Below are 23,399 nucleotides of genomic sequence, written 5' to 3' on the forward strand. Positions count from 1 at the left end.
TCCGGATGCCCGGCGCCGGAGCTGAGCCCGGCGAGCCGCACGGCCCGGCTACACCGGCTGGCTCTCCGTCAGCTCCCGCAGTGGCCATGCCCCGTCCACCACCGCTTCCGCGTCCCCCTTGCGGCGCAGGAACGCCTGGAAGTCCGCCGCCCACTGCGCGTACCACTCGATCTGGCGTCGGTGGAGGTCGGCCGGGCTCAGGGACGCGATCTTGGGGTGGCGGTCGGCTATCGCGGAGGCGAGGCGCGCCGCGGCGAGGGCGTCGGCCGGGGCGGTGTGGGCCGCGTCGAGGGGTATGCCGTACTCGGCGCAGACCGCTTCCAGGTTCCGTTTGCCGCGGCGGTAGCGGTCGACCCAGCGGTCGATGGTGTAGGGGTCGATGACCGGGGCCGGGGCGGCACCGCCGAGGCGGTCGGCGAGGGACGGCAGGGCGTGGCGGCGCAGTTCGGCGGAGAGCAGGGTGAGGTCGAAGGCCGCGTTGTAGGCGACGAGCGGGACGCCCGACTTCCAGTACTCCACCAGGACGTCGGCGATGGCGTCGGCCACCCGGTCGGCCGGGTGGCCCTCGGCCGCCGCCCGTTCGTTGCTGATGCCGTGCACCGCCACCGCGTCGGCCGGGATCTCCACGCCCGGATCGGCCAGCCACTCCCTGCGTCCCCCGGGCTCACCGGCCCTGACCTCGATCACCGCGCCGGTGACGATGCGCGCCTCGCGCGGATCCGTCCCGGTCGTCTCCAGGTCGAAGCCGATCAGCAGCTCCCGGTGCCAGCCCATGGGCGGCCCCCCTTCTTGGTGGTGCTTTCCCCCAGTGGCCTCCACCATCGCACGCGGCACTGACAACCAGAGGATCGCGTTCCGCTTGCCGTCATGAACCGTTCAGGACACGGGGCGCGAATCCGCCCAAGCCAGCTCGAACTCCTCGCGGTACGTGGGGAAGAGTCCCGCTTCACCCACTTCATCCGACTTGACCAGCTTGCTGCCGTTGCGCAGCACCAGGACCGGCGACTCCATCCCGCGTGCCCCGCGCAGATAGGACTGCACCACGGCGATGCCGTCGGCGCCGTCGCCGTCCACCAGGTAGGCGGTGAAACGCGGTGTCTCGTCGTAGACCTGGATCTCGAAGGCGCCCGGGTCGCGCAGCCGGGAGCGGACCCGGCGCATGTGCAGGATGTTCATCTCGACGGACCGGCTCAGTTCGCCCCGTTTCATCCCGAGTTCGCGCTCCCGGCGCTTGACCGAGCTGGAGGCCGGGTTGAGGAAGAGCAGCCGTACCCGGCAGCCGGTCTCGGCGAGCCGGACCAGACGGCGGCCGGAGAAGTTCTGCACCAGCAGGTTGAGGCCGATGCCGATGGCGTCGAGGCGGCGCGCGCCGCCGAAGAGGTCCTCGGCGGGGAACTGGCGCATCAGCCGCACCCGGTCGGGGTGGACGGCGACGACGTCGGCGTACCGGTCACCGACCAGGTCCTCGACCGCGTCCACGGGCAGGCGGCGCGCGGAGGGCACGTCACCGGCCGCGCCGAGCGTCTCCAGCAGCCGGGCCGAGGCGCGTTCGGCCTGGCTCAGCACGGCCTCGGACAGCGCCCGGTTGCGGGAGACGACGTTGCGGGTCACCTCCAGCTCGTCGAGGGCGAGTTCGAGGTCGCGGCGCTCGTCGAAGTACGGCTCGAAGCAGGGCCAGTGCTGCACCATCAGCTCACGCAGCTGGGGCAGGGTGAGGAAGCTGAGCACGTTGTCGTCGGCCGGGTCGAGCAGGTAGCCCTTGCGGCGGCTGACCTCACGGACGGCGACCGCACGCTGCACCCACTCCTGCCCGGCCGGACCGGCCGCGGCGACCACCCACTCGTCCCCGTGGACGGGTTCGTAGATCGGGCGCAGGACAGCGGCCACGACCGCGCGCAGCCGCTGCTCGACGAGGTTCAGCCAGATGTAGGCCCGGCCGGCCCGCTGGGCGCGGGTGCGCACCTCGCGCCAGGCGTCGGCGTCCCAGTCCAGCTCCGGCCCGATGGACCCCGCGTCCATCGGCCGGGCCAGGGACACCGCGCCGGGCGGGACGTCAGCGGAGTTCCCCTCGTGACCCTCGTCACCAGGGGGCAGCTCCAGGCCTCCCGAGCCCACCCGCGCACCGCCTTCCGGTCCCCCGGACCTTTCCCGTCTCAACGATCAAGGAAGGGTACTCCGCGAGGGGTGGGCGGTGCAGCCGGATGGACAGGTCGGTTTCTCAACTGTTTTCCTCAACTACGCGACTCCCAATGGCCGTTCTGCCATGCCAGGTCACGCGGAGTGAGCGGATTCATAGCGGTCACGTCCCGGGGGACGATGGCGAAGCCCTGCCAGTGCACCGGCATCGGCTGCTGGTCCTCGTCCCGCGCGATGTGGTGGAAACCGACGTTCATCCAGATCACCGGGTGGGTCAGGGTCTGTCCGCCCACCCATCGGTCGACGGACGAGGGGTGCCCGCGGTCGCACGCCGGGTTGTCGCTGGCGAACAGTTCGCACGGGTTGTACTCGGTGACATAGAGGTCGTGCCTGGTGAAGTCGCGGCCGAGGTACTTGGTGGTGGGGCCGGGGACCACCTCGTACGAACGTGCGTGTCCGTCCTTGTTCCTGCCGGTCGCGCTGACCACCCGCCACCAGCGGTAGTCCTTCAGGTCACCCGCCGTCTCCTTGGTGACCCCGGTGCGGGTGGTCTTCGTGGTCGGCCCCTGCTGTCCGCCGGTGCGCGGGCTGACGGCGGAGTCGTACTGTTCGACCTTCGTCCTCGACGAGCCGTCGAGACCGAAGTCCAGCCGCCAGAAGACGTTGTGGCTGTGGCTGGTGGCATGGGCCTTGGCGCCCTTGCCGACGGGCCAGCCGCGTCCGTCACCGGCGTCGTAGTCCTCCCAGGACAGGCTGCCGGTCGCGCCGACGTTCATGGCGATCATGCCGTCGTCCTGGAAGCGCCACTCGGTGATGTACTCGTACCAGCCGACCTGGTTGACGGTGTAGACGAGGAAGTCCTTGCCCTGGGCCTGGTAGACCTTGCCCGTGCCGCGGTCGTCGTGCATGCGGTAGGCGTGGCCGCGGGCGCGGGTGGTCGTGCACAGGCCGCCCACGTCCGGGTGCCGCGGGTCCACGGCGTCCGGCACCTTGACGGTCCGGATGGTGCCGCCGGGGCATTCGGCGGGTGAGAGGTTCATCAGCGACCGGGCGTAGTCCTGGCCGGTCAGGTCGCTGTACTCGTTCTTGCCGTCGTCGTAGGGGACGTGGATCTGGGCGAGTCTGGCGCTGTTGAGGACCTTGATCGGCTTCGGTTCGTCCCTGGGCTGGTAGCTGATGTCCTCCAGGACGAGACCGGCCTTGCTGTCGTAGTGCCAGCACATGCGCCAGGTCGTGCCGGTGGAGAGCTTCTGTTCGATGCGGTAGGCGGCACTGCAGTCGGCGGCGGGCGCGGCGGCGGCCGTCACCAGGCGGGCGGCGGCCGTCACCGGGCGAGCGGCGGCCGGTCCCGCGGCGGTCGTCGCGCCGGCGGCCAGCGCGGCCACGGTCAGGCCGGCGGCCGCCGTCCTGCGGGCACGGCGGATTCCGTACTCGGGCATGACGAAAGGGCTCCCTTGGCGGAGGCGAAGATCTGAGGAAACGTTTGTTCAGCGGCGGTCGAGAGCGGCGGCCTTGCGCGCACTCAGGTCGATCACCAGGGACCTGGTGTCGATCCAGGGCCCGTTCCTGACCTTGGTGAACAGCCGGACGCACCGGTGCACGCCGCACTGGTCGAGGACCGCCGGCTGGGCGCCCGGAGCGGCCCGGTAGACGCCGCCGCTCAGCAGCAGCTGGTCCGGGGAGGTGAGCTCCTTGCCGGTGGCGTCCTTGTAGTCCGCCTTCAGGCCCGCACCGAGCGGGGAGGCGATCAGGAGCCGGGCGGCCTCGGTGTTCTCGTCCCGGCTCGGCGGCGGCTGGACGCCGCGCTGGGCACCGGTCCGCTCGGCCCTGCCCGTGTCCAGGTCGACGGTGGTGGTGACGAGGGTGTCGGTCCGGTAGTCGTAGAAGGCGAGGTCGGCCCGGCGCGGTGCGGCCGGACCGTCCGCCTCGCCGGGCCCGGGTTCGGCGAGGTCGACGCTCAGGCGCTGCGGTCCGCGGCCGCCGTCGACGTTCTCGCCCGTGGTCAGCGGCTGCCGGCTCAGGGCGATCCGCTCGGCCCGCCGTATCTCGTCGTCGGTGAGCGGATCCCGGCCGGTGCCCCTGCCGCGTTCGGCCGGCGCGCGTTCGACGACACCGGGCCGGACCGCGTCCGCGTCCTGCCCGGCGCGCGTACCGCCGCTCGCGCCGGCCGAGGTGTCCGCCCCGGCCGTGCCCGGCAGGGTGATCGCGGCCATCGCGGCGGTCCCCACCGCCGCGACGGCCGCCGCGGCCACTAACTTCCCCAGATGGCGGTGCACTGTCTCACGCACATTTCCCCCTGCTCCCCGTGGTTCACGGGAGTACGTGTTGCCCCACTGGTTCGGCACACGGCTGGTACGAGAGCCGCCGTGTGCGCTGGTCGGTGGGTAAGAGGGACGCAAGACACGTGAGGTTCCGTCAATTCGGGGCGACTCGGGGCCCAACGCGGCCCCGGGGCGGCGGCACACCTGGGAGAGTCGTAGCCATGCAGGTCTGGCCTGGAGAGGCGTATCCGCTCGGCGCCACCTATGACGGCGCCGGAACCAACTTCGCGGTCTTCACGGAGGTCGCGGACCGAGTAGAGCTGTGTCTGCTGCACGACGACGGCTCGGAGACAGCGGTGGAACTCCGCGAGAGCGACGCGTTCGTACGGCACGCGTACGTGCCGGGCGTGATGCCGGGACAGCGCTACGGGTTCCGGGTGCACGGCCCGTACGACCCCGGGCGCGGGCTGCGCTGCAACTCCGCGAAGCTGCTGCTCGACCCGTACGCGAAGGCGGTCAGCGGCTCGGTGCGGTGGGGCGAGGAGGTGTACGGCTACCACTTCGGCGCCCCGGACAGCCGCAACGACCTGGACTCGGCCCCGCACACCATGGCCTCGGTGGTGATCAACCCGTACTTCGACTGGGGCGACGACCGGCCGCCGCGCACCGAGTACCACCACACCGTGATCTACGAGGCGCACGTCAAGGGCCTCACCATGCGCCATCCGGGGCTCCCGGAGGAGCTGCGCGGCACCTACGCGGCGCTCGCGCATCCGGCGCTGATCGAACACCTGACCAAGCTCGGGGTGACCGCCCTGGAGCTGATGCCGGTCCACCAGTTCGTGCACGACCACCGGCTGGTCGACATGGGCCTGAACAACTACTGGGGCTACAACACCATCGGTTTCTTCGCCCCGCACAACGCCTACGCCTCCTGGGGCGACCGCGGCCAGCAGGTGCTGGAGTTCAAGTCGGCGGTCCGGGCGCTGCACGAGGCCGGCATCGAGGTCATCCTGGACGTGGTCTACAACCACACGGCCGAGGGCAACCATCTGGGCCCCACGCTGTCCTTCAAGGGCATCGACAACCGGCAGTACTACCGCCTCACCGACGACCCCCGCTACTACATGGACACCACCGGCACCGGGAACTCGCTGCTCATGCGGTCCCCGCACGTGCTCCAGCTGATCATGGACTCGCTGCGGTACTGGGTCACCGAGATGCACGTCGACGGCTTCCGCTTCGACCTCGCGGCGACCCTGGCCCGGCAGTTCCACGAGGTGGACCGGCTGTCGTCGTTCTTCGACCTGGTGCAGCAGGACCCGGTGGTCTCCCAGGTGAAGCTGATCGCCGAGCCCTGGGACGTGGGCGAGGGCGGCTACCAGGTGGGCAACTTCCCGCCGCTGTGGACCGAGTGGAACGGCAAGTACCGGGACACGGTACGGGACCTGTGGCGGGGCGAGCCGCGGGCGCTCGCGGAGTTCGCCTCCCGGCTGACCGGCTCCTCCGACCTGTACCAGGACGACGGCCGCCGCCCGCTGGCCTCGATCAACTTCGTCACCTGCCACGACGGCTTCACCCTGCACGACCTCGTCTCGTACAACGACAAGCACAACGCGGCCAACGGCGAGGACAACCGGGACGGCGAGAGCCACAACCGGTCCTGGAACTGCGGCGCGGAGGGCGAGACCGACGACCCGGACGTGCTCGCGCTGCGCACCCGGCAGATGCGGAACTTCATCGCCACGCTGATGCTGTCCCAGGGCGTGCCGATGATCAGCCACGGCGACGAGTTCGCCCGCACCCAGCGCGGCAACAACAACGCCTACTGCCAGGACAACGAGCTGTCGTGGCTGCACTGGCCGGAGTCCCTGGAGAGCGAGCTGCTGCAGTTCACGCGCGCGATGGTGTGGCTGCGCCGGGACCACCCGGTGCTGCGCCGGCGCCGTTTCTTCCACGGCCGTCCGGTGGAGGGCACCCACGACGAGCTGTCCGACATCGCCTGGTTCACCCCGGAGGGCAAGGAGATGACCCAGCGGGACTGGGACTCGGCGCGGGCGTCCGCGCTGACGGTGTTCCTGAACGGCAACGCGATCTCCGAGCCCGGCGCGCGCGGGGAGCGCATCACGGACGACTCGTTCCTGCTGATGTTCAACGCCTCCCCCGGGCCACTGGACTTCCTGGTGCCGGTCAACCACGGCCGGCAGTGGCAGGTGGTCGTCGACACCGCCCGTCCGGACGGGGTGCCGCCGGGATCCGGGACGAAGGTCGGGGCGGGCGACCGGATCACCCTGGCCGACCGCAGCCTGACGGTGCTGCAGCGGCCGACGTGACCGGGCGTGGTCCGTTCAGGCGCCGATGACAGGAAAGACGGCGGGCTGGGTACGTAGGTTTCCATGACTTCTGCGCGCCCCGGACCGGAGGTGCCCACGGCCACCTACCGGCTGCAGCTCCAGCCCGCGTTCCCGTTCGCCGCCGCCGCGGCGGCCGTACCGTATCTGGCCTCGCTCGGCGTCTCGCACCTGCACCTGTCCCCGGTCCTCGAGGCCGTGCCGGGCTCCCCGCACGGCTACGACGTGGTGGACCACGCGCGCGTGCGCGAGGAACTGGGCGGCGAGGAGGGCCTGCGCTCGCTGGCGCGGACCGCGCGGGAGCACGGTCTGGGCCTGGTGGCGGACCTCGTGCCGAACCACATGGCCATGGCCCCCCGGTACAACCACGCCCTGTGGGAGGTGCTGCGCGAGGGTCCCGGCTCGCCGTACGCGCGCTGGTTCGACATCGACTGGGAGGCACAGGGCGGCCGGGTGCTGCTGCCGGTGCTGGGCGGTCCGGTCGGCTCGCAGCTGGAGCACCTCGTGGTCGACGGCGACGTGCTGCGCTACCACGAGCACGCCTTCCCGCTCCGCGCCGGCACGCAGGACCTGCCGCTGCCCCGGCTGCTGGACGCCCAGTGGTACCGCCCGGTGTGGTGGCGGCTGGCCCGCACCGAGCTGAACTACCGGCGGTTCTTCAGCATCTCGGAGCTGATCGGGCTGCGCGTGGAGGATCCGGAGGTGTTCGACGCCACCCACGCCAAGATCCTCCAGCTGCTGCGCGAGGGAGTGATCGACGGGTTGCGCGTCGACCACCCCGACGGGCTCGCCGATCCCGACGCCTACCTGGCGCGGCTGCACGAGGCGACCGGCGGGTGCTGGACGGTGGTGGAGAAGATCCTCGCCGACGGCGAGCTGCTGCCGGCGTCCTGGCCGGTCGCCGGCACCACCGGCTACGACGCCCTGCGCCAGGTGGACGGCCTGTTCACCGACCAGACGGGGGCGTACGAACTGCTGGGCCGCTACCGGGCGTTCGCGGCCCCGCAGACGGACCGGGGCGGCAACTGGGACGCGACGGTACGGCGGGCCGCCTACAAGGTGCTCACGCACGAGCTGGCCGCCGAGACCGACCGGCTCACCCGGGTGGCCACCCGGCTGTGCGCCGCCTCGCCCGACCTGGACCTGCGCGACCGGGCGCCCTGGGCGCTGCGCACGGCCGTGGAGGAGCTGCTGGTGCGGATGCGGGTGTACCGGCCGTACGCCTCCGGTGACGCGGCCGCCGTCGTCACCGAGGAGGCCGCCGAGGAGGCCCGGCTCGCCTTCGTGGTGCCCGAGGAGGCGGAGGCCGTCGGCATCGTGCGGCGGCTGCTGGTGGAGCCGCCCGGTGACCCGTCGGCGCCGGACCACGCCGACCGGGTGGAGTTCCGCACCCGGTATGCGCAGACCGCCTCCGCGCTGCGCGCCAAGTCGGTGGAGGACACGGCGTTCTACCGCTATGTGCCGCTGCTGTCGGCGACCGAGGTGGGCGGCGATCCGGGCCGGCCGGGCGTGTCGCCGGAGGACTTCCACGCGTACTGCGCGCGCGTGCAGCGCGACTGGCCGGCCACCGGCACGGTGGTCTCCACGCACGACACCAAGCGCAGCGCCGACGTGCGGGCCGCGCTGGCCGTGCTCGCCGAGTGCCCGGACCGGTGGGCGGAGCTGCTGGCGGAGGTGAACCGGCCGGAGGAGGGCGTGGGCGTGCCGGACGGGCAGCTGGCGTGGGCGGCCTGGCAGACGGTGTTCGGGCTGGGGCCGGCCGAGGAGGAGCGGGTGCAACAGGCGCTGCTGAAGCATGTGCGCGAGGCGGGCATGTACACCAGCTGGACGGAGCAGGAGCCGCCGTACGAGGAGGCGGTGGCCGCGTTCGTCGCCGCGGGGCCGTGCGGGCCGCCCGGTGAGCGCGTGGCCGCCTTCCGCAAGGCGCTGGAGCCGCACATCCGGGCCAATGTGCTCGGCACCGCCCTGGTCCATCTGACGATGCCGGGGGTGCCGGACGTGTACCAGGGCACGGAGGGCGAGTACCGGGCGCTGGTGGACCCGGACAACCGGCGTCCGGTGCCGTTCCCGCCCGAGACGCCCGGCGAGAAGGACGCGCTGACGACGGCGGCGCTGCGGCTGCGCGCCCGCCGTCCCGGCGCCTTCGGCCCGGCCGCGTCGTACGAGCCGCTGACCGCCGAGGGGCCGGCGGCCGGGCACTGTGTGGCGTTCGCGCGCTCCGGTGAGGTGGTGACGGCGGTGACCCGGCTGTCGCTGCGGCTCGCGGAGGCGGGCGGCTGGCGCGACACCCGGCTGGCGCTTCCGCCGGGGCGGTGGGCGGACGTGCTCACCGACGGGCGGGAGTTCACGGGCCACGCGCGCGTGGCGGACCTCTTCGGACGGCTGCCGGTCGCCCTGCTGGAGCGGGTCGCGGAGGACTGAGCCAGGACCGAGCCGGCTCAGGCGGTGGGCGCGGTGGACAGCCGTCAGTGCTCGTACGGCCGTTCCGGCGGGGCTCCCAGATCGGCCCAGGCGGCGCGCAGGAGGTCCACGAAGGCCTCGGCGGCTCCCGTGAGCGGCACGCGCGCGTAGACGGCCATGGAGCGCTTCCAGGCCGGGTCGGGAGTGAGGATCACGCAGTCCTCGCCGACGGCGCCGCGTACGAGGTGGGCCGAGGACGCGCACACGCCGACGCCGGCGGCGGCCATCCGCACGGCCGTCGAGGTGTGCTCGGTCCACACGGCGGTCCGCGGGCTGAACCCGGCCCGGCCGCAGGCCCAGTCGAGGAAGCGCTCACCGTGCACGACGGGTTCCATGGCACAGCGGATCCAGGGCCGGTCGGCCAGCTCCGGCAGCGTCACCGTCGTACGGCCCGCCAGCCGGTCGTCGAACGGGACCACCAGGACGACTTCCTCCTCGCCGACCGGTACGACGGTGCCGGGCCGGCCGGCGGGTTCCGGGCCGAAGGCGAGGTCGGCGGTGCCGCGCTGGACGGCCTCCTCCAGTGCCTCGGCGGTGGCGTACTCGTGCAGGCGCAGCAGGACCCGGGGGTGGGCCCCGCGCCAGCGGGCGAAGACATCGGGCAGGACGCCGACGGCGAGGGAGTGCAGGGTCGCGACGTGCAGTTCGCCGCCCTCGGCGCCGGCCGTGGCGCGGGCCGCACGGCGGGCCTGCGCGGCGCTGCGGACGGCGAGTTCGGCGTGCGGCAGGAAGGCCCGGCCCATCGGGGTGAGGCGCACACCGCGGGCCATGCGCTCCAGCAGGGCGCCGCCGACCGACTTCTCCAGGGCCTTGATCTGGTGCGAGAGCGCGGGCTGGGTGACGTGCAGGGCGTCCGCCGCGCGGGTGAAGGACGCCTCGTGGACGACCGCCACGAAGTACTCCATCTGCCGCAGGCTCAACTCCGCGCCCCCCTACGAGTCACCGGCGCCGGCTCATAAGCATCCTGCATGGCTCCTACAAGAACATTGCCTTGGACTCATGGCAAGAGGTGGGCGGAGGGTGGATGCCATGACCATCAACACATCGGATGTCATCGTCATCGGCGGCGGCACCGGCGGTTACAGCACCGCTCTGCGCGCCGCCGCCCTCGGTCTCGACGTCGTCCTCGTCGAACGCGACAAGGTCGGCGGCACCTGTCTGCACCGGGGCTGCATCCCGAGCAAGGCCATGCTGCACGCCGCCGAACTGGTCGACGGCATCGCCGAGGCACGCGAGCGGTGGGGCGTGAAGGCCACGCTGGACTCGGTCGACTGGGCGGCGCTGGTGGCCACGCGGGACGACATCGTGGCGCGCAACCACAAGGGGGTCGAGGCGCATCTGGCGCACGCCGGAGTGCGGGTGGTGCGGGGCAGCGCACGCCTGACGGGGGCACGCACGGTGCGCGTGGAGGGTGTGACAACGGATTCCGCGCTCGGCGTGCGCGACCTCACCGCGCGCCGGGGGATCGTGCTCGCCACCGGCTCACGCCCGCGCACGCTCCCGGGGCTGGAGCCGGACGGGCGGCGCGTGGTCACCAGCGACGACGCGTTGTTCGCGCCGGGGCTGCCGGCGTCCGTCCTGGTGCTGGGCGGCGGCGCGATCGGCGTCGAGTACGCCTCCTTCCACCGGTCCATGGGCGCGGAGGTCACCCTGGTCGAGGCCGCGGACCGGATTGTTCCGCTGGAGGACGCCGAGGTGAGCAGGCATCTGACGCGCGGGCTGAAGAAGCGCGGCATCGACGTGCAGGCGAGCGCGCGGCTGCTGGACGCGGAGGTCCTGGAGAACGGCGTACGCGCGCGTGTGCGCACCGCGCGGGGCGAGACGCGCACGGTGGAGGCGGAGCGGCTGCTGGTCGCCGTCGGCCGGGCGCCGGTCACCGAGGGCCTGGACCTGGCCGCGGCCGGCCTGACGACGGACGGGCGGGGGTTCGTCGTACCGGCCGACTGGAACCGGCTGGGGACCGCCGTGCCGGGCATCCATGTCGTCGGCGACCTGCTGCCGCCACCCTCCCTGGGCCTCGCCCACGCCTCGTTCGCGGAGGGCCTGCTGGTCGCCGAGACCCTGGCCGGGCTGCGGCCGGCCCCGGTCGACTACGCGGCCGTGCCCCGGGTGACGTACTCCTCGCCGCAGACCGCCGCGGTGGGGCTGAGCGAGACGGAGGCACGCGCGCGCGGGCGCGAGGTCGAGGTGAACACCATGCCGCTGACCGCCGTGGCCAAGGGCATGGTGCACGGCCGGGGCGGCATGGTGAAGGTCGTCGCCGAGGCCGGCGGCGGGCAGGTGCTCGGCGTGCACCTGGTCGGCCCGCACGTGTCGGAGATGATCGCCGAGAGCCAGCTGATCGTCGGCTGGGACGCCGAGCCCGCGGACGTGGCCCGGCATGTGCACGCGCACCCGACGCTGTCGGAGGCGGTCGGCGAGGTGTTCCTGACCCTCGCGGGACGCGGCCTGCACCAGCAGTGAACCCGCGGCACGCACCGCGCCCGCCGCACCCCCGCGCTTCCGTCCGGGCGCCCCCGGTAGCCTCCCCCGCCGCATGCTTGACAGTTCACCCGTCGCGTGCGGGACTTGGAGGGCGAAGCCGGGCGGAACAAGTCGGGGGTGAGTCTTCTGCCGGAGCTGCGCTACCCCAGCGTTCCCGAACTGATCGCCTCCGCACAGGCGTTGGCCGCTCAGGAACCCGGGCTGTGCTCGCTCAGGCAGGTGGGCGTCTCACGCGCGGGCAGACCCCTGCACCTGCTGTCGGTGGGGCACGCCCGGCGGGCGGTGCTGGTGGTCGCCGGCGCCCACGCCAACGAGCCGACCGGGGGCTCCACCCTGCGGGTGCTGGCCGAACGCGTACTGGCCGAGCGGGAGTTGCGGGCGGACACCTCCTGGCACTTCCTGCTGTGCGCGGATCCGGACGGGGCGAGCCTGCATGTGACGCCGGCGCCGCGCAGCCTGCTCGACTACCACCTCGGCTTCTACCGGCCGACGGGCGCCGAGCAGCCGGAGTGGTCGCCGTCCGTGCTCCCGCCGGACCGGCTGCCGCCCGAGACCCGCGCGCTGACCGGAGTGATCGACGAGCTGCGGCCCTACCTCCAGGTGACCCTGCACGGCACCGACCTGGGCGGCAGCTGGGTGCAGCTGACCAGGGACGTGCCCGGGCTCGCGGAGCCGTTCGCCAAGTCCGCGGCGCAGCTGCACATCCCGGTGGAGGCGGGCGCCTCGGACGCCGCCGGCTGGCCGGCCTCCGGCCCCGGGGTGCACGTCATGCCCGGCCCGGAGACCGGCGCCGCCTACCCGAGCATGCCGGACGACGCCCGGCACAGCACCTGGTACCACGCGCACCGCTACGGCGGTCTGACGGCCGTGGTGGAGGTGCCGATGTGGGCGAGCGACCTGGTGGACGATCCGGCACCGCACCCGGCGCCGGCGGCGGCGATGCGGCGCCTGGCACAGCGGCTGCTGCGGGACTCGCTGGAGGTGGAGCGGATCCTCGCCGAGGCGCTGCCCCGCCTCGACGGCGTGGACGGTCCGCTGCTGCGGGCGGCGCGCTGGGCGCTGGAGCTGATCCCGGGCCTGGCCGAGGACTGGGTCCACACCCCGCCCGCCGCCACGACGATGGCGTACGTCGGCAGCGTGGACGCCTTCGGGCGGCGGCTGCCGCTGCGTGCGGCGGCGATGCTGCTGCGGGTGCTGCGGGAGACGGACGACCGGGCGGCGCCGCGGCTGGAGCAGCTCGTCGCCGACTGGTGCGATGCCTTCGCGGCGCGGTTCCGGGCCCGCTGGGTGCCGTTGGAGCACCAGGTGGAGCACCAGTCCCGGACGGTGCTGGTGGCGGCTCAGCAGGCCCGGGAGCGGGCGGTGTGAGGCCCGCACGCCGCCCGCGCCGGCTCTCCCGGGAAGCGCCGGGCTCAGTGGTCCACGGCGAACACCGCTCCCGTCCGCGCCTCCATGGCGCACTTGCTGGAGTAGGTCTCCTGGTAGTCGACCGGCTGCCCGTTCCACTGCCCGTGCGCGTGGACGGTCACGGGGGCGTAGATCATCGGGCAGAAGACCTTCTTCTGCGGGATGCGCGAGATGTCGCCGCCCGCCCTGGTGAGCTCGTCGCAGGCCTCGGCCGCGCGCGCGTACCCCAGGGGCAGCGGGTCGCACATCAGCAGCGTGCCGTGCTTGTCACCGGCCTGGGCGTTCTCGCCGCGGATGACGGTCACATAGAGCCAGTTGTCGGTGAGCGGAAACGTGGATCGCGCGGCGCGGGGTGCCGCCTGGGCCGGGGCCGCGGCGAGGAGACCGGCACAGGCCAGCAGGGCGCCGGCGGCCGTGGTCAGTCGGGTGAGGTACGTCATGCCCGATGCATCGGCACGCGCGGCCGCGTTCCACAGCCCGGATCACCCGATCGGGAGGCACGCGCGCGTGCGGGAGCGCCGGTACGGACACACCCGGCCGGTGCCCCTCAGGCCGCGGCGAGCCGGAACGCCATCCTGCCGAAGGCGACCTGGTCGCCCTCGCGGACCACGACCGAGCCGGTGACCCGGCGGCCGTTGACGGTGGTGCCGTTGGTGGAGCCGAGGTCCCTGAGGAACCACATGCCGCCCTGGCGGCTGAGCTCGGCGTGCACCCGGGAGACGGTCTCGTGGTTCAGGCGCAGCCCGTTGGCCGGGTCGCGGCCGATGCGCAGGGGGTGGGTGTGCGCCGGGTGCGGCAGCAGCAGCTTGGGCAGCCGCTCGGCCTGCCAGGCCCGGCGCAGCCGTACGGTGAACCCGGAGACGGCCTCGACGGTGCCGAAAACCGCGCGGGAGAAGCGGTTCTCCCGGGGCAGGTCGGCGACGAGGGCGGCCAGTTCGTCGGCGCGGCGGGCGGCCAGCGCCAGTTCCATGCGGCGCACGAACGTGTCGTGCGAGAGCCGGCCCATGGCGACGCCGTCACGCAGCACCTGCAGCGCCTTGTCGCGCTCCGCGTCGGACAGCCGCGCGGGGTACGTGGAGAACTCGAAGGACGACGTCACGCTGGTGATTGTCGGGCAGTGAACCCCGGGTGTCCAGAAAACGCGGAATCGGCGCCGGTCTGCGGGTACTTCCGCGACACCCGCCGGAAAAGGGCGGGTTCGAAAGCGGATCGGTCGTCCGGGCGGGCACGATGAGGGCGCGGGACATCACGGTGGGCAGGCGAGACATCGCAGACGAAGGGGAACCGTCCGTGCAGTTCGAGGTGTGGGCACCGCAGGCAGACCGAGTGACGCTCCATTGCGAGGGCGGCACGCGCGCGTTGGCGCGCGATCCCGAGCGCGCGGGCTGGTGGACGGGGGAGGCGGAGGCCGGGGACGGCGCGCGGTACGGCTTCGCGCTGGACGACGGACCCGTGCTGCCGGACCCCCGCTCGCGCCGCCAGCCGGACGGCCCCGAGGGCCTGAGCGCGGTCGTGGACCACGGGCGCCACGCGTGGCGCGGCGAGTGGGCGGGGCGGGAGCTGCCGGGTGCCGTGCTGTATGAGATGCACGTGGGCACGTACACCCGGGAGGGCACCCTGGACGCGGCGGCGGCCCGGCTGGAGCACCTGGTGGAACTGGGCGTCACCCATGTCGAGTTGATGCCCGTGTGCCCGTTCCCCGGACGGCACGGCTGGGGCTACGAGGGGGTGTCGCTGTGGGCGGTGCACGAGCCGTACGGCGGCCCCGAGGCGCTGAAACGGTTCGTGGACCGGGCGCACGGACTCGGCCTGGGTGTCGTCCTGGACGTCGTGCACAACCACTTGGGGCCGTCCGGGAACTGTCTGCCGCTCTTCGGGCCGTACTTCACCGACGCGCACCACACGCCGTGGGGGTCGGCGGTGAATCTGGACGGGCCCGGCTCGGACGAGGTGCGCGCGTTTCTCGTCGGCAGCGCGCTGGCGTGGCTGCGGGACTACCGGATCGACGGGCTGCGGCTGGACGCGGTGCACGCGCTGTACGACACGCGCGCGTGCCACTTCCTGGAGGAGCTGTCGACGGCCGTGGACGCTCTCGCCGAGGAGCTGGGCCGGCCGCTGTTCCTGATCGCCGAGTCGGACCTGAACGACCCGCGGGTCATCACCCCGCGCGCGGAGCACGGCCTCGGGCTGCACGCGCAGTGGAACGACGACTTCCACCACGCGCTGCACACCGCGCTGACCGGGGAGTCGCAGGGCTACTACGCGGACTTCGCGCGCGCCCCGTTCGCCGCGCTCGCCAAGACGCTCACCGGTGGCTACTTCCACGACGGCACGTACTCGTCGTTCCGGGGCCGGCACCACGGCCGCCCGCTGGACCGGGCGCGGGTGGCCGGGCACCGGCTGCTCGGCTACGGCCAGACGCACGACCAGGTGGGCAACCGCGCCCAGGGCGACCGGCTCTCCGCCCGGCTCTCCCCCGGTCTGCTGGCCTGCGCGGCGACGCTCACGCTGGCCTCGCCGTTCACGCCGATGCTGTTCATGGGCGAGGAGTGGGCGGCGGGCACGCCCTGGCAGTTCTTCACCGACCACACCGACCCGGAGCTGGCGGACGCGGTACGGCGGGGCCGGCGGCGGGAGTTCGCGGCGCACGGCTGGGCGGAGGAGGACGTGCCGGACCCGCAGGACCCGGCGACCCGTGAGCGGTCCTGCCTGGACTGGTCGGAACCGGAACGCGAGCCCCACGCGCGCGTGCTCGCCTGGTACCGCCGGCTGATCGCCCTCAGGCGCGAACAGCCGGACCTCACCGACCCCGACCTGGCCGACACCAAGGTGGCGTACGACGAGGACGCCCGCTGGCTGGCCTTCCGGCGCGGTGACGTACGCGTGGCGGTGAACCTGGGCAAGGCAACGGCGGCGATCCCGCTGGGCAGCCGTCCGGCGGCCGTCCTCGCGGCGTGGGAGCCGGTGGAGCCTCCGGGGGCGGACGGGTTGCTGCAGGTGCCCGCGGAGTCGTGCGTGGTGCTGGAGCAGCCCTGAGGCGGGGCCGGAAGCCGTCCGGAGCCGGTTTGCCACGGCTCCGGTCTGCTACGGCTCCGGCTCGTCCTCCTTGAAGTCCGACAACCGCTCCAGCAGGATCGGCTCCCACGCGCTCCGCAGCTGGGTCCGCAGCAGCACCGGGGAACCGCCCGCGCGGCCCTCGAGGTGGTCGGCGAGCCGGATGACCGCGTCGCAGCGGGCGAGCCACAGGCCGCGCAGGCAGGGGCGGGCGCCGTAGCCGGCGAGGGTGGCGGCACGGACGGCCGCCGGGGAGCCGACGGCGGCGGCGAGCCCGGCGATGTCCTCGGCGGGGTCGCCCAGCGCCGCCCGGGTCCACTCCAGGACGCCGCGCACCCGGCCGTCGGCGCTGACCACTACGTGTTCGCCGGTCAGGCCGTGGTGGGTGAGGACGGCGGTGCCGGGCTGCGCGGCGAGCTGGGCTGCGCCGGGCGGGGTCAGCTGGTGCAGCCGGGCGGCGTCGAACTCGTCGGCGGCGGCGAGCCGTTCGGCCGCGTGCACGGCCATGCGGCGCAGCGCCTCCAGGGAGCGCGGGGCGGTGCGCGGCACGCCGAGCGCCTCCGCCTGCCGTACGGGCACCGTGCGCAGCCCGGTGAGCAGCCCGGCGAGGTCGGCCTCGCCGACGGCGGAGACGTCGTGCTCGTCGGCCGTGCCGCCGGGCACCTTGGTGTCCAGGGTGTAGGCGAGGCCCGGCGCCCAGTCGCCGTGCGCGACGCTGGTGGGTACGGCCACGGGCACGTGCGGCCGGACCAGGTCGCGCAGGCGCAGTTCCCGGCGGCGCAGTGCCGAGGCCTCGCGGTCGGGCGCGAGGCGCAGCACATGGCGGGCGCCGACCCACCACGTGTACGCGCGGCCCTCCGTCACGGGGCGCACATCGGGGCCCGCGGTGTCGTCGCCACCCTCCTTGAGCAGCGAACGGACCAGTCTGCGGACGGTGTCCGCGGTGGGTGTCGGTGCCTGGGTCATGGGTCGCGCGTCGCCGTTCCCGGTTGTCGTCGAAAAGAGGTGTCTCCTGGCTCTCCGGCTGGTCTCTCAGCCCACTATGACCATGTCACGCGTGGTGTTGTTGAGACGATGGCCGCCGTCCTCGGTGACCGTGACGATGTCCTCGATGCGCACCCCGAAGCGGCCGGGCAGGTAGATGCCGGGCTCGACGGAGAAGCACATGCCGGGCACGAGCGGCTGTTCCTCACCCTCGATCATGTACGGCGGCTCGTGCGTGGTGACGCCGATGCCGTGCCCGGTGCGGTGGATGAAGTACTCGCCGTACCCTGCCTCGGTGATCACCGCGCGGGCGGCGCGGTCGACCTCCTGGCAGGCCACGCCGGGCCGTACGGCCTGGCAGCCCGCCTCCTGGGCCTCGCGCACGATGTCGTGCACCCGGCGCTCCTCCTCGGTGGGCTCGCCCACGTGGACCGTACGGGTGGTGTCGGAGCCGTAGCCGTCCTTCAGGCCGCCGAAGTCCAGGACGACCATGTCGCCGCGCTCGATGAGGCGGTCGCCGACCTCGTGGTGCGGGTTGGCGCCGTTGGGTCCGGATCCGACGATGGTGAAGTCGACCTGGGAGTGGCCGAAGCGGCGCAGCAGGCCGGCGAGGTCCTGGCCGACGTCGGACTCCCGGCGGCCGGCGAAGGGAACTTTGCGGATCTCCTCGAACGTTGCGTCGGCAGCCGCTCCGGCGGCGGCGAGGAGTTCCAGTTCCGCGGCGTCCTTGACGGCGCGCAGCATGGGGAGGGCGTCGGTGAGAGAGGCGTAGGAGGTGTCCGGCAGGGCTCGCTGGAGGCCCAGCAGGTGCATGGCCCAGGTGTTGTCGCTGATGCCGAACCGGCCGCGGCCGTCGAGGAGGGCGGCGGTGACGTCGTAGGGGTCCTTTCCGTCGGTCCAGTCGCGCAGGGTGAGCGCGGACGCGCCGATCGCGTGCTCGGCGTCGGGGGCCTCCAGGGTGGGCACGACGAGCACGGGGTCCTGACCGGGGGTGAGGACCAGCACGGTGAGCCGTTCGGTGACGGCGGTGGGCGTGTAGCCGGTGAGCCAGACCATGTCCGGTCCCGGCGCCACGAGCAGCCCCGCCAGGCCGGCGTCGGCAGCGGAGCGCGCTGCGCGCTCCATGCGGGCCCTGTAGTCGGCGGCGGTGAAGGGCGCGGGCGTACTACCGGTCATCCGGGCCTCCGGTCGAGGGTCGGGAAACGGGCGACGGCATCTCGGGCAGCATCCTGCCCGGCCGGACAGGCTCGCGCGAGCCGATCGCCGGTGCTCCCCTCAGGACGCGGTCGGCTCGGAGGGAACTCGGCATGGGCCCATCATGGCGCGAGGTGCGGATGGTGACCAGCGGGTTTCCCGGGGTGACCGGAACGCGGTGAGGCGGGGCCGTAGGGGCCTGCTGGGAAGCATGGGGCCAGGGGCACGTACCGGCCCGCGGAGAGGCGTGAGGAGGGGCAGGTGCCGACCCGCGGAGAGTCGAGGAGGGGCAGCTACCGGCCCGCAGAGAGTCGTGAGGAGCAGGTGCCGGCCCGATGAGAGATCGTGAGGCAGGGGCGCGCACCGCCCCGCTGAGACGTCATGGGCCCGGGCACGGATCGGACCGCTGAGAGCCGTGGAGCAGGGCGCGCCGGTCCGCTGAGGAGTTCCGAGGCAGGGACCCGCGCCGGACGCTGAGGACGGTGAGGGGCGGTGAGGGGCGGTGAGGCATGGGTGCCGGCACCGGTCCGCTGCGAGCGTGAGGGAACGCCCGCGTCGGCCCGCTCAGGTCACCACGCCCGGTACGGCGCTCAACTGCTGGTATCCCCCGCCGCTGTGACGCACGGTGAGGAGCACCGCCTGTCCGGGGCGGGCTCGGGCGACGGCGCGGGCGAGGTCGGCGGCGGTGTCGACGCGGACGGAGCCGAACTGCAGCAGCACGTCCCCGCGGACCAGTCCGGCCGTATAGCCGGGGCCGGGCACGTGCACGCCCACCACCAGCGCGCCCGCCTTGTCGGCGTCGACGGCCTCGACGCCCAGGGTCGCCCCGGCCGGGGCAGCGGGAGCGGCGCTGGGCGTGGCGGCAGGGGCGGGGGCGGTGCGCGTGGCCCTGGACGGCGGCGTGCCCGGTGTGCCCGGCGGCGCCTGGCGTTGCAGTTCGGCGAGCCTGCTCATGCCGATCACCGTGGCGCCGACCGTGCCGATGCCGACGCCGGCCAGCACCAGCAGGATGCCGGTGCACACGGCGAACAGCAGGGTCCGCAGCCGCCGTCCGCGCCGTGGCGCGGCGTGCGGGCGGCGGGACGGGCCGGGGGTACCACCCGGGTCCTGACCGGGCATCGGCTTGGGACGCAACGCAGTCTGTTCCATGGTTCGCTCGCCTCCGGCTGGTGCTCTACCCGGCGCGCCGGGCCGCGACGAGACACGAACGAGTGAGACTGGCCGGAGCGTGGCGGAGGGTAGCCATGACTCCAGGGACCACCGCGCGGGGCGTGGTGCTCAGCCTGCTCCCACCGGTCCCGCCGGTGCTCCCGCCGGTCCCGCCGGTGCTCCCGCCGGTCCCGCCGGTGCTCCCGCCCGTCCCGCCAGTGCTCCCACCGGTCCGACCAGCCGCCGTACCACGTCCTGTGCCGCGCCCTGGGGGCTTGTGCCGTGGAGGAGTTCCGTGCGGTGGACGACCCGGGGCGCGGTGAGCGGGACGGCGACCGCGCCGGGTACGGCGTCGGCGGCCGTGCGGGGCAGCAGGGTGAGGCCGTGTCCGGCGGCGGCGAGGGCGGTGAGGGCGCGCAGGTCGGTGCCCTCGTAGCGCAGCGCCGAGCGGAACGCGCCGCCGCGGGTCGCCGCGCGCAGCTGGTCGAGCGGGAGGGCCGCATCGGGGGCGTCGAGCCAGCGGGCGTCGGCGAGGTCGGCCAGGCCGAGGCCGGTCCGGGTGGCGAGGGGGTGCCCGGCGGGCAGCAGGACGCTCACGGGCTCCTCGGCGACGCCGTGCGTGGTCAGCGGCGCCACGTCGGGCAGGCGCAGCGGATCGCTGGGCGCGGCGAGCCCGTCGAGGAGGCCGAGGTCGGCGGTGCCGGTGGCGACGGCGGCCGGGATCTGGGCCCGGGTGAGGACGCACAGGGTGACACCGGCCGGCGGGAGGGCGGCGAGGACAGCGGCGCCGAGCGCGGTCGGGGTGGTGGCGAGGGTCAGTCCCTGCTGGGGTGCGGCGGCCATGCGGCGGACGTCGGCGCGGGCCGCGTCCAGGCGCAGCAGCAGCGGGCCCGCGTGCTCCAGGAGCCGCTCTCCGGCCGCGGTGGGGCCGACCGGCCTCCGGGTCAGCAGGGGCGCGCCGAGGTCCTGTTCGAGCGCGGCGATGTGCTGGGAGACGGCGGACTGGGTGTAGCCCAGCTCGCGGGCGGCCTCCGAGAAGGAGGCGAGGCGGGCCACGGTGACGTACGTGCGCAGCAGATGCGGGTCCATACGGCCCAGGATTCCATCAGTTCTGCTTATCGATGGTGCAGTAATCATCGTTGGACGTGAACTCGGGGTCCTGTCGAGGATGAGGGCATGACGAACACCGCCACCATCGCCCTCGTCGGCGACCGCTCCCCCAACGTCGTGTCCCACACCCGTGTCCCGCTGCTGCTGGAGGCTCTGGCCACGCACGACCGGCTGGTCCTCGACGCGTACTGGATCCCCTCCGAGGACGCCGCGGCCGAGGGTGCGGTCCAGAGGTTCGACGCCGTGTGGGTGCTGCCGGGCAGCCCGTACCGCAGCGAGGCGGGTGTCCTCGCGGCCGTGCGCACGGCGCGCGAGGAGGGGATTCCGTTCCTGGGCACCTGCGGCGGCTTCCAGCACGCGCTGCTGGAGTTCGCCCGCAACGTGTGCGGTCTGACCGGGGTGGCGCACGCCGAGAACGATCCGGACGCCGCCGACCCGCTCATCGAGCCGCTGGCCTGCTCGCTGGTGGGCCATGAGGCCGCGGTGACGATCGAGCCGGGCACGCTGGCGGAGTCCGTGATCGGCTCCGCGCGCACGGTCGAGCGGTACTTCTGCGCCTACGGCCCCTCCCGCCACCTCGACACGCTCCTCGCCCGCGGTCTGCGCTTCTCCGGGCACGACGAGGAGGGGCAGGTGCGGGTCGCCGAACTGCCCGGTCACCCCTTCTTCCTGGCGTCCCTGTTCCAGCCGGAGCTGGCCGGCGACGGCTCGCGCCCGCACCCGGTGGTCCGGGCGCTGGCGCGAGCCGCGGTCGAGCACGCCGCGTCCCGGCTCGCCCGGCCGGCGTGACAGCCCGCCGGGGATGGTCCGCCGGTACCGGTCGCGGTGTCAGCCCGTGTGGCCCTCCCCATGGCCGCCGTGCGTCCCGCCGTGGTCGAACCTCATCGCCTCGGCCGGCATCACGACGAAGGGCCGCATCATGCCCATGTCCTCGTGCTCCAGCAGATGGCAGTGGTACATGAACCGGCCGTACGCCCCGTCGAAGCGGCCCATCACCCGCAGCATCTGGCTGCCCGGCACCCGGAAGACGTCCTTGTTGCCCCGCTCGTTGGGTGCGAGCGGGATCGCCCGGCCGGCGTCGTAGCGGATCGGTGTGCGGGTGCCGCCGACGGCCGGGTCGAAGCCCGAGACGTCGTAGGCGTCGCGGCCGAGCAGCTGGAAGTCGGCCAGGTGGATGTGCATGGGGTGGACGATGGGCGCGAGGTTGAGGAAGCTCCACTGCTCGTAGCCGCCCTCGGCGATGGTGAAGCCGAGGCCGTCGTTGAACGTACGGGAGGTGCGCCGGTATGTCCGCGTGGTGCCGTCGGGCCCGGTGACCTGCACGATGCCGTCGGCCGGGAGCGTGAGGCCCCCCGGGTCCCCGACCTCGGTCAGCTCCCAGATCTCCGGGTGGCCGCCGGCCCCCTTGGTGGCGGGCGGGGTGAGCAGGATCAGGCGGTGGCCGTGCGGGAGGTCGTGGGTCAGGCGGCGGAAGGACCCGGAGAGCACCTCGGGCAGCTCGAAGGTGTCCTCCGCGCAGGTCTCGCGGATCCGGAACTCCAGGACGTGCGGGTAGCGCACGTTGCCGGCCGGGTCCGGCACCCCCGCCGGCTGGCCGGGGCCCTTGTTCACCAGCCGCAGGGTGCGGCCCGCCAGCGCACGGAAGTCGACCAGCAGGTCGAACCGCTCGGCCGGCGCCGCGGTCAGCGTGGGCAGGTCGCCGTCGAAGTCGACCGGCACGGGGCGCGGCAGCAGCCCGCCGTCGCTGCCGATCTGGTGCACGACGCCCGGCACCGGGTTGCCGTCCTCGTCGATCAGCACGAGCTCGAAGATGCGCGCGTTCGAGGCGTTGACCAGCCGGAAGCGGTACCAGGCCGCATCCACCTCGGTGTACGGCCAGATGCGGCCGTTGACCGTGGTGTACGGGCCGGTGAACGGGATGGAGACCGGCTTTCCGGTCTCCGGGTTGCTCTGCTGGACGATCACCGTCTTGTGCAGCAGCCGGCCGTTGAGGCGGCCGTCCTCGTCGGTGTCGAGGTTCCGGTCCGCGAGGAGCAGCGGTATCTCCCGCTCCCCGGACGGCAGACGGAGGGCGTCCTCCTCCTCGTCCCGGACGAGGTAGGTGCCGTACAGGCCCGTCATCACGTTCCACCGCGTGATGTTCATCGCGTGGTCGTGGTACCACCACTGCACCGCCTGGTGGTCGTTCGGGTGCTCCGACAGCTGCGCGTCGCCGTGCCCGACGGCGTTGTCCGCCCAGCCGTCGTTGCCGCCGCCGGTCTGGGCGCCGTGCAGATGCGTCACCGTCCAGGCGGGCAGCGCCGCGACGTCCTTGTCGGGCTCGACGCCCTCGCGGCCGGGATCGGTGCTGGGCGGCGGCGTGCCGGGAGCGCGGGCGGGCACCTCGACCGAGGTGACCGGGTACTCGCTGTCCTTCGGTATGCGGTTGGTCCAGGCGATGCGGACGCGCTGGCCGCGCCGCACCTCGATGGTCGGGCCCGGCACCTGCCCGTCGTACCCCCACATCAGGGTCGGCGGCAGCTGCGGGTGCAGGCGCACCCAGGCCGGGCGGATGGCGATCTCGGTCTCGCGCAGGACGTCCGCGGAGGCCGGGCGCAGGACGGGCGGGACGGGCAACGGCGCGACGTACGGCGTCAGTTCGTCGGTGACCGGCGTCTTGTCCGGCTCCTTGTCCGCCTGCTGCCCGGCCGCGCCGGTGGTCCGCTCGATGAGGTCGGTCAAGCTGAACACCCCCGTGTGTTCTGGTCTCGTTCCCTCACCCTGCAAGACTCCCGGCGACTCTCCGAAGTTCCCTGAATGTCCGCTTCCG

Annotated in this window: 18 protein-coding genes; 6 read left to right on the top strand and 12 right to left on the bottom strand. The window is 73.5% G+C overall.

Features of this window, described 5'->3' with window-relative positions:
* Positions 1-48: 48 nt before the first annotated feature.
* The 4 genes from ABB07_RS08105 to ABB07_RS08120 form a co-directional block, all read right to left on the bottom strand.
* On the bottom strand, positions 49-774 hold the full coding sequence (locus ABB07_RS08105) for a 3'-5' exonuclease (protein ID WP_208898080.1): 726 nt from the start codon (positions 772-774) through the stop codon (positions 49-51).
* A 102-nt stretch (positions 775-876) separates the two neighbouring features.
* Positions 877-2,115 carry an SAV2148 family HEPN domain-containing protein gene (locus tag ABB07_RS08110; RefSeq protein ID WP_208898081.1) on the bottom strand — a complete coding sequence of 413 codons (1,239 nt, stop codon included), beginning with the start codon at positions 2,113-2,115 and terminating at the stop codon, positions 877-879.
* A 116-nt stretch (positions 2,116-2,231) separates the two neighbouring features.
* A complete protein-coding gene (locus ABB07_RS08115) occupies positions 2,232-3,575 on the bottom strand; it encodes a copper amine oxidase (protein WP_208898082.1) in 1,344 nt (447 codons plus the stop codon).
* A gap of 48 nt (positions 3,576-3,623) precedes the next feature.
* Entirely contained in the window at positions 3,624-4,424 is an 801-nt protein-coding gene (locus ABB07_RS08120; RefSeq protein ID WP_208898083.1) for a Tat pathway signal sequence domain protein, read from the bottom strand.
* 194 nt (positions 4,425-4,618) lie between these two features.
* On the opposite strand from ABB07_RS08120, the gene glgX reads away from it, so the two are divergent.
* Positions 4,619-6,730 (top strand): glycogen debranching protein GlgX, encoded by a 2,112-nt coding sequence (gene glgX / locus ABB07_RS08125; protein ID WP_208898084.1) that lies wholly within the window; start codon positions 4,619-4,621, stop codon positions 6,728-6,730.
* A 63-nt stretch (positions 6,731-6,793) separates the two neighbouring features.
* Positions 6,794-9,169 carry a malto-oligosyltrehalose synthase gene (gene treY, locus ABB07_RS08130; protein ID WP_208898085.1) on the top strand — a complete coding sequence of 792 codons (2,376 nt, stop codon included), beginning with the start codon at positions 6,794-6,796 and terminating at the stop codon, positions 9,167-9,169.
* Between the two features lie 44 nt (positions 9,170-9,213).
* Here treY and ABB07_RS08135 read toward each other — a convergent pair whose 3' ends face one another.
* Complete coding sequence (locus ABB07_RS08135; RefSeq protein ID WP_208898086.1) at positions 9,214-10,128, bottom strand: LysR family transcriptional regulator; 915 nt, start codon at positions 10,126-10,128, stop codon at positions 9,214-9,216.
* A gap of 109 nt (positions 10,129-10,237) precedes the next feature.
* Between ABB07_RS08135 and lpdA the strand changes: the two genes are divergently transcribed.
* Both lpdA and ABB07_RS08145 read left to right on the top strand, forming a co-directional pair.
* Positions 10,238-11,671, top strand: coding sequence for a dihydrolipoyl dehydrogenase (gene lpdA / locus ABB07_RS08140; protein ID WP_208898087.1), 1,434 nt, complete (start codon positions 10,238-10,240; stop codon positions 11,669-11,671).
* Positions 11,672-11,809: 138 nt separating this feature from the next.
* The gene (locus tag ABB07_RS08145) at positions 11,810-13,060 is read left to right on the top strand and encodes a M14 family zinc carboxypeptidase (RefSeq protein ID WP_208898088.1); all 1,251 of its coding nucleotides are present in this window, start codon (positions 11,810-11,812) and stop codon (positions 13,058-13,060) included.
* A 44-nt stretch (positions 13,061-13,104) separates the two neighbouring features.
* Here ABB07_RS08145 and ABB07_RS08150 read toward each other — a convergent pair whose 3' ends face one another.
* The gene (locus ABB07_RS08150; RefSeq protein WP_208898089.1) at positions 13,105-13,539 is read right to left on the bottom strand and encodes a subtilase-type protease inhibitor; all 435 of its coding nucleotides are present in this window, start codon (positions 13,537-13,539) and stop codon (positions 13,105-13,107) included.
* Positions 13,540-13,646: 107 nt separating this feature from the next.
* Positions 13,647-14,198 carry a DUF1707 and FHA domain-containing protein gene (locus ABB07_RS08155; protein WP_208898090.1) on the bottom strand — a complete coding sequence of 184 codons (552 nt, stop codon included), beginning with the start codon at positions 14,196-14,198 and terminating at the stop codon, positions 13,647-13,649.
* A 191-nt stretch (positions 14,199-14,389) separates the two neighbouring features.
* Between ABB07_RS08155 and treZ the strand changes: the two genes are divergently transcribed.
* The gene (gene treZ, locus ABB07_RS08160; RefSeq protein WP_208898091.1) at positions 14,390-16,135 is read left to right on the top strand and encodes a malto-oligosyltrehalose trehalohydrolase; all 1,746 of its coding nucleotides are present in this window, start codon (positions 14,390-14,392) and stop codon (positions 16,133-16,135) included.
* A 48-nt stretch (positions 16,136-16,183) separates the two neighbouring features.
* On the opposite strand, the gene ABB07_RS08165 is transcribed toward treZ, so the two are convergent.
* The 4 genes from ABB07_RS08165 to ABB07_RS08180 form a co-directional block, all read right to left on the bottom strand.
* A complete protein-coding gene (locus ABB07_RS08165) occupies positions 16,184-17,119 on the bottom strand; it encodes a phosphotransferase family protein (RefSeq protein WP_208898092.1) in 936 nt (311 codons plus the stop codon).
* Positions 17,120-17,185: 66 nt separating this feature from the next.
* Positions 17,186-18,313, bottom strand: a complete 1,128-nt coding sequence (locus ABB07_RS08170; protein WP_208898093.1) for an aminopeptidase P family protein — start codon at positions 18,311-18,313, stop codon at positions 17,186-17,188.
* 582 nt (positions 18,314-18,895) lie between these two features.
* Complete coding sequence (locus ABB07_RS08175; RefSeq protein ID WP_208898094.1) at positions 18,896-19,480, bottom strand: PDZ domain-containing protein; 585 nt, start codon at positions 19,478-19,480, stop codon at positions 18,896-18,898.
* A 129-nt stretch (positions 19,481-19,609) separates the two neighbouring features.
* Entirely contained in the window at positions 19,610-20,569 is a 960-nt protein-coding gene (locus ABB07_RS08180; protein ID WP_208898095.1) for a LysR family transcriptional regulator, read from the bottom strand.
* Positions 20,570-20,656: 87 nt separating this feature from the next.
* On the opposite strand from ABB07_RS08180, the gene ABB07_RS08185 reads away from it, so the two are divergent.
* On the top strand, positions 20,657-21,379 hold the full coding sequence (locus ABB07_RS08185; protein ID WP_208898096.1) for a CTP synthase C-terminal region-related (seleno)protein: 723 nt from the start codon (positions 20,657-20,659) through the stop codon (positions 21,377-21,379).
* Between the two features lie 39 nt (positions 21,380-21,418).
* Here the strand turns inward: ABB07_RS08185 and phsA are convergent, their stop codons facing one another.
* On the bottom strand, positions 21,419-23,311 hold the full coding sequence (gene phsA / locus ABB07_RS08190) for an O-aminophenol oxidase PhsA (RefSeq protein WP_208898097.1): 1,893 nt from the start codon (positions 23,309-23,311) through the stop codon (positions 21,419-21,421).
* Positions 23,312-23,399: the final 88 nt, after the last annotated feature.

The organism is Streptomyces incarnatus (genome assembly GCF_001027185.1).
Classification (GTDB): domain Bacteria; phylum Actinomycetota; class Actinomycetes; order Streptomycetales; family Streptomycetaceae; genus Streptomyces; species Streptomyces puniciscabiei.

Bases quoted from the DNA above. Each gene is read 5' to 3' on its own strand.
- ABB07_RS08105 (WP_208898080.1), bottom strand. From the start codon at position 774: ATGGGCTGGCACCGGGAGCTGCTGATCGGCTTCGACCTGGAGACGACC.
- ABB07_RS08150 (WP_208898089.1), bottom strand. From the start codon at position 13,539: ATGACGTACCTCACCCGACTGACCACGGCCGCCGGCGCCCTGCTGGCC.
- ABB07_RS08185 (WP_208898096.1), top strand. From the start codon at position 20,657: ATGACGAACACCGCCACCATCGCCCTCGTCGGCGACCGCTCCCCCAAC.
- ABB07_RS08115 (WP_208898082.1), bottom strand. From the start codon at position 3,575: ATGCCCGAGTACGGAATCCGCCGTGCCCGCAGGACGGCGGCCGCCGGC.
- ABB07_RS08175 (WP_208898094.1), bottom strand. From the start codon at position 19,480: ATGGAACAGACTGCGTTGCGTCCCAAGCCGATGCCCGGTCAGGACCCG.
- ABB07_RS08165 (WP_208898092.1), bottom strand. From the start codon at position 17,119: ATGACCCAGGCACCGACACCCACCGCGGACACCGTCCGCAGACTGGTC.
- glgX (WP_208898084.1), top strand. From the start codon at position 4,619: ATGCAGGTCTGGCCTGGAGAGGCGTATCCGCTCGGCGCCACCTATGAC.
- treY (WP_208898085.1), top strand. From the start codon at position 6,794: ATGACTTCTGCGCGCCCCGGACCGGAGGTGCCCACGGCCACCTACCGG.
- lpdA (WP_208898087.1), top strand. From the start codon at position 10,238: ATGACCATCAACACATCGGATGTCATCGTCATCGGCGGCGGCACCGGC.
- ABB07_RS08170 (WP_208898093.1), bottom strand. From the start codon at position 18,313: ATGACCGGTAGTACGCCCGCGCCCTTCACCGCCGCCGACTACAGGGCC.
- ABB07_RS08180 (WP_208898095.1), bottom strand. From the start codon at position 20,569: ATGGACCCGCATCTGCTGCGCACGTACGTCACCGTGGCCCGCCTCGCC.